General features: G+C 39.0%; 7 protein-coding genes. 3 read left to right on the top strand and 4 right to left on the bottom strand.

Annotated features, from left to right (window positions below; translation table 11 throughout):
- Nucleotides 1–129 precede the first annotated feature (129 nt).
- Complete coding sequence (locus tag KTHG_RS17630) at nt 130–1,020, bottom strand: DMT family transporter (RefSeq protein ID WP_139995619.1); 891 nt, start codon at nt 1,018–1,020, stop codon at nt 130–132.
- A 118-nt stretch (nt 1,021–1,138) separates the two neighbouring features.
- Between KTHG_RS17630 and KTHG_RS17625 the strand changes: the two genes are divergently transcribed.
- From KTHG_RS17625 to KTHG_RS17615, 3 genes are all read left to right on the top strand, one after another.
- A complete protein-coding gene (locus KTHG_RS17625) occupies nt 1,139–1,858 on the top strand; it encodes an MgtC/SapB family protein (protein ID WP_139995617.1) in 720 nt (239 codons plus the stop codon).
- 14 nt (nt 1,859–1,872) lie between these two features.
- Nucleotides 1,873–2,880: a cation diffusion facilitator family transporter gene (locus KTHG_RS17620; protein WP_139995616.1), complete on the top strand. Its 1,008-nt coding sequence runs from the start codon at nt 1,873–1,875 to the stop codon at nt 2,878–2,880.
- A gap of 72 nt (nt 2,881–2,952) precedes the next feature.
- Nucleotides 2,953–3,654 carry a metallophosphoesterase family protein gene (locus KTHG_RS17615; RefSeq protein WP_139995614.1) on the top strand — a complete coding sequence of 234 codons (702 nt, stop codon included), beginning with the start codon at nt 2,953–2,955 and terminating at the stop codon, nt 3,652–3,654.
- Nucleotides 3,655–3,787: 133 nt separating this feature from the next.
- Here KTHG_RS17615 and KTHG_RS17610 read toward each other — a convergent pair whose 3' ends face one another.
- The 3 genes from KTHG_RS17610 to KTHG_RS17600 form a co-directional block, all read right to left on the bottom strand.
- Nucleotides 3,788–5,032, bottom strand: a complete 1,245-nt coding sequence (locus KTHG_RS17610) for a Glu/Leu/Phe/Val family dehydrogenase (protein ID WP_139995612.1) — start codon at nt 5,030–5,032, stop codon at nt 3,788–3,790.
- Nucleotides 5,033–5,214: 182 nt separating this feature from the next.
- Nucleotides 5,215–5,589, bottom strand: coding sequence for a S1 domain-containing post-transcriptional regulator GSP13 (gene yugI / locus KTHG_RS17605; protein ID WP_126989818.1), 375 nt, complete (start codon nt 5,587–5,589; stop codon nt 5,215–5,217).
- 208 nt (nt 5,590–5,797) lie between these two features.
- On the bottom strand, nt 5,798–6,049 hold the full coding sequence (locus KTHG_RS17600; protein WP_139995610.1) for a DUF1871 family protein: 252 nt from the start codon (nt 6,047–6,049) through the stop codon (nt 5,798–5,800).
- Nucleotides 6,050–6,071: the final 22 nt, after the last annotated feature.

Here is a 6,071-nt window from a genome sequence, read left to right as displayed (position 1 = left end):
GTACGTCTTGCTGACGACTTTATTACTTTACCACGATAACTTTCAAAAAGCAAGAACTTTTTAATCGCTACTTTTATAAAGTTTTATAAGCCGTCTTAATGACAAGTAATACTATAAACCATAGAACTATTATTCGTCAATAGTTTTTCTGAAATATTTTTTCATTTTCTTTTCATCGATTGTATAGAAAATAATCCCTAACAAAACAATGATGCCACCTATTATCTGTGATGAATGTAAATATTCACTGAAAATAAAGTATGCCAATATAGAAGCTCCTACTGGTTCAAATAAAATAGCAATTGAAATCGCATTTGCAGAAACATATTTTAATGCCCAGTTAAATAGATTATGCCCTAACAAATTGGGAACAATAGCTAATAGAAGGAACCACAGCCAGTCCATTCCCGGATAGGGGCCAAAACTTTCCCCTTTTCCTAACATATAAATGGCTAACACAACCGTACTAATCGCATAGACATTGATCGTATACGTAGTAGATGAAATGTTTTGACGCACACTTTGGCCGCATAACATATAGAAGGAAATGAGTGCACATGCAAACAGCGCTAATAAATCACCAAATAATGCTGTGCCACCTAATTGCACATCTCCCCAAGCAAGCAACACACTACCAAAAATGGCGATACATGCGGCAATAATGGTTTTAGCTGTTATTTTTTCTTTGAATAAAACATAGGTACCAACGATTGCAAATAAGGGCTGCAATGTCACAAGTACAGTTGAGCTTGCAACAGATGTGTAGTTTAAGGATTCAAACCACAAAATGAAATGGAAGGCAAGAAAAATCCCGGATAACGTCATAATCCCCCACTGTTTCCAATTGATGAGGCGTAGCTCTTGTCGGTGCTTTAGCCAAAATAACGGCAACATTAGTAACACCGAAAAAAACATTCGATAAAAAGCGATGGCTCCTGCTTCTGCACTTGCTAATTTCACAAAAATCGCAGAGGCGGCAACTGATAAAACACCTATAATAATTGCGAAGTATGGATGCATTTTCTTACTCCTTGAAAAATTGGTTAAATACTCCACTTAACTGATGTACAATGAAGCAATAACCTATTTTCTCATTAAACAGATGAACTGACAATATTATTTAAAAGGGGGAAATCCGATGGAGTGGCTTACAGATTATAGTTTATTACGAGAGGCTAGTATAAAGATGCTGATTGCTGCGACATTAAGTTTAATAATCGGTGTAGAACGGGAATTGAAAGGCAAGCCTGTTGGGTTGAAAACTAGTCTTGTTATCGCAACATTTAGCTGTTTATTGACGATCATTTCAATGGAATCGGCGTTACGTGCAACACCCGTTCCAGGTATCAATATTACGATGGACCCGCTTCGCTTAGCGGCACAGATTGTAAGTGGTATCGGTTTCCTTGGTGCTGGGGTTATTTTGCATCGTACAAATGATAGCATTACAGGCCTTACAACAGCAGCAATGATTTGGGGCGCAGCTGGTATTGGAATTGCTGTAGGTGCTGGCTTCTATATTCCTGCTCTTATTGCCGTTTTCATTATTTTACTTGGTGTGGAAGTTGTAGCACCACTCTTCTTTCGTTTAGGGCCCGCTCTATTGCGGCGTAAAGAGGCTTCACTAAAGATTGTTGTGTTACAAATAGAGGATATTGATACCGTGCTTGATTATTTAAAAATAAACCATTTTACCATTGAGCAACTCAATATTAAGGATATCCATGCGGACTTCGTTTTGAAGCATGTTATTCATTTACAGCTATCCTCGTTACCAGAAGAGGACGCACTATCAATGTACCGGAAAATCCGTAAACTTGATTGTGTTGAAACAGTAGAAATTGAACTTCTATCATAGAGGAGGATTTTATAATGGGTGAATTTTTCTCACTTTTAAAGCAAGGTAATAAACCATCGCTTCTAGCAGGTTTTGTTAATTTAATTTTAGGCATTGTTAAAGGAGCAGCTTATTTCTTCACAGGAAATGTAGCAATGTTCGCTGAAATGATGCACTCACTAGGTGACGCCGCCAATCAATTCTTTGTTTTTATTGGCTCCGCCCTCTCAAAAAAAGCGCCAACTCGAAAATTTCCCACTGGCTTTGGGCGGGTTATTAATCTTGTTTGTTTATTTGCTGTTATTATCGTTGGGATTTTAGCATATGAAACAATTTTAGAAGGCTGGCATCATATTTTACACCCGACGACTTCTACAGGTGTTTGGATTGTACTAAGTGTTTTAGCACTAGGTATCCTATTAGAAGGAACGGTATTATTTAAAGCTTGTAAAGAAATTAATCATGAGGCAAGTGTAGAGGCTAAAGGACTTGCAACATTTATATCTGCACTGAAAAATCTCGGACGTGCTAAGCCTGCAACAAAGCTTGTCTTTATGGAAGATACGGTAGCAACGCTCGGGAATGTCTTAGCCTTTATCGCCGTACTCATTGCGCATTACACACCGTTTAATCAGATTGAAGGGATTGTATCAATTATTATCGGCTGTATGATGTTCTTCGTTGTCGGGACAGTCTTTTTGGAAAATGCGCGTGGTGCAATTGGTGAAACAGATGAAGAAATGTTAAATCATATTGCTTATCTTGTATCCGATAATCCACATATAAAAGATATTCGTCGTCTAGAGGTTATTAAAGAAGGTGAATCCTTACATGTTGAATTAATGGCTGAAATCGATCCGACTGTGACAGTGGCTTTTGCCGATGATGTTCGAGACAATTTAATGAAACTGCTGCTAGCACAAAAAGGTGTTAGTCGTGCTACAATTTATTTTGACGAAGATGACGGTGTTACAAACTGGAGTCATATCGGTGAACGACCGGAAACGTTAAAAACAGAGAATGCCAATTTATCATCAAAATAGCAATTCTTTTATTGCTACAAAAGAATTGTTCTACGGGACAATTCTTTTTTTATGGAACGAGGAGCTGACTGGATGCGTACATTAGTAATTGGAGATATTCACGGAGAACTAGCAATGGTTCAAGCATTAGTAAAAAAAGTAAAGTATGATTCATCGCAGGATGAGCTGATTTTTCTTGGTGATTATATTGACCGAGGTCCTGATTCAAAAGGAGTGATTGCCTTTATGAAGCAATTACAGCAAGCAGGTGCTATTTGTCTTTCTGGTAATCATGAGCAGATTATGTATGAGGCCTTTAAAAATCGTTCTACCGAAAGCTGGCTACACTGGCTTCATACAGCTGGCGGTGTCGCAACACTTAAAAGCTATGGTTTTGATACAGAGGATATTGAGCATAGTATGTCACCTGAATCGTTTGTGACAGCTGAAATTGAAGAAGATTTAGAATGGATTCGCTCACTTGAAACGTATGTCGAGCGTGATGACTATATTTTTGTCCATGGCGGCGTCGATCCAGAGGTGCCGCTTAGCATTACGCCAAAACATCGTCTGTTATGGATTCGCCAAGAATTTCACGACAATTATCGAGGCAAAAAAACGGTGGTGTTTGGCCATACGCCTACACCACGTCTTCATAAAGAACGAGGTAATTTCGCCGTCTATTTTGGTGATAACAATATTATTGGCCTTGATGGTGGCGCGGTCTTTGGCGGTGCACTACATTGTCTTGTCTTACCAACTAGAGAAATTGTATCTATTAATGCTAAGGGATAAGTTCGCATTAAAAAAGAGACTGAGACAAAACACATCATGTTCCTTTTTAGCGTTCACAACGAAAAACCGGAACCGCGCCACCTCGCGATTCCGGTTTTTCTTATGCTCATAGATGTGTCAAAACCTCTTTTTATTATACCCAGCCACGGAAGCGTGATGCTTCAGCTGTTTTACGTACGCCGACCATATAGGCTGCTAAGCGCATGTCAATTTTTCGTGACATGGCCACATTGTAAATATTATCGAATGCTTCGACCATTTTTTTGTATAGTTTTTCGTTTACTTCTTCTTCTGTCCAGTAGTAGCCTTGATTATTTTGTACCCACTCAAAGTAAGATACCGTTACACCACCAGCAGATGCTAATACGTCTGGCACAAGTAGAACGCCACGTTCTGTCAAAATTTTTGTTGCTTCTGATGTCGTTGGGCCATTTGCCGCTTCGACAACGATATTTGCTTTAATATTATGTGCATTTTCTGCTGTGATTTGATTTTCAATCGCAGCTGGCACTAAAATATCACATTCAAGTTCTAGTAGTTCTTCATTTGTAATCGTATTTTCGAATAGGTTTGTTACCGTACCGAAACTATCACGACGATCAAGTAAGTAATCAATATCTAAGCCTTCTGGGTCGTATAATGCACCGTTTGCATCTGAAATGCCGACTACTTTTGCACCTAGATCATTCATAAACTTCGCTAAGAAGCTACCCGCATTACCGAAACCTTGGATTACAACGCGTGCACCTTTGATTTCTAGGTCACGACGTTTTGCTGCTTGCTCAATGACGATGGTTACACCTTGGGCAGTCGCACGGTCACGGCCTTGCGAGCCACCAAGTACGATTGGCTTCCCTGTAATGAAGCCTGGAGAGTTAAATTCATCCATGCGGCTATATTCATCCATCATCCATGCCATAATTTGTGCATTTGTGAAAACATCTGGCGCTGGAATATCTTTTGTTGGGCCAACGATTTGGCTTGTTGCACGAACGTAACCACGGCTTAGGCGCTCAAGCTCGCCCATTGACATTTGACGTGGGTCACAGATAACGCCACCTTTACCACCACCATATGGTAAATCGACAATTCCTGCTTTTAATGTCATCCACATCGATAATGCCTTAACTTCTTCTTCTGTTACATTCGGGTGGAAACGAACGCCACCTTTTGTGGGGCCAACAGCATCATTATGTTGTGCGCGGTAACCTGTAAATACCGTTACAGTACCATCATCCATACGAACAGGAATGCGGACTTGTAGCATGCGTAATGGCTCTTTTAAAAGCTCATACATCGCCTCATCATAACCTAATTTTTGCAATGCTTCTTTAATAATCGTTTGTGTAGATGTAAATAGATTCAGATTTTCTGCCATTATACATTCCTCGCCTCTTTACTAAGTATTAGATTACCAATATCGCCCATATTGTAACACAGAACACTCACTCATGCCGACTATTTCTACTTTTTTCATCTATCTTTTTTAAAACGCTTACAAAACAATTAAAAAAAGAGTTGCCCCATTATGAGACAACTCTTTTTCAATCGAAAAGCTGCTTAGTTTAAACCGGATTCTTCAATCCATTCACCGAGCTTTTCTTTTAATGAATTAAAGCCAACCGAGTCTTTTTCGTCCACTCGGTCTTGTAGTGATTTGCGTGGCAATTGTTCTTTTCGCTTTATCGGTTTTGCCTGTAAAGCGCGCAGTGACAGACTAATTTTTTCGTCATTATCCGCAATATCTAAAATCTTCACGCGAACAATGTCGCCGACGGTTAAATGGTCTGTAATGCTTTTTACAAAGCCGTAAGTAATTTCAGAAATATGAACTAAACCTTGCGTGTTAGCATCTAATGCAACGAAAGCACCATAAGGCTGAATACCAGTGACTTTGCCTGAAACAATATCGCCAACCTTATACTTGTTAGACATCGTCATCCTACTTTCCAAACTGCCCTTGTTCTTTTATATATCCATTGTCATTATAGCATAGACGAATTGGTGCTTCAAAAGTTCTCGATTATTTCTGAAAATATCTTTTTTAAATTTTCAAACACCTTAAAATGCAGGAAATATCCACATTTTTTAGTTTTGATGCACATAAAAAAGAACTTCTACTATATTAGTAGGAGTCCTTTTTTTATTTACTCTTCAACAAAGCCGCTAATTTTAGCACAATTAATTTGCGGGCGGTATCGATGCATTCTTCAATTGGCAACCACATTTGAGAAGACGTTTCATAAATGCGCTGAATTTGATTTCCTAAAGCAGACGGGTCAAACGTTTCTTGCAAGGCTTCAAACAATTTTACTGTTTGGTCATCCTCTAGCTTTAAAGCATTCCATTGTGCTAACATATGCTCCGCTTCTCGCTGTATGTCTATATTGTCCATTGCTTCCACCTATCTATTTCCA

It is taken from the genome of Kurthia sp. Dielmo (genome assembly GCF_000307285.2).
Lineage (GTDB): Bacteria > Bacillota > Bacilli > Bacillales_A > Planococcaceae > Kurthia > Kurthia populi.
This window is presented reverse-complemented; position numbering and strand designations above follow the sequence as displayed.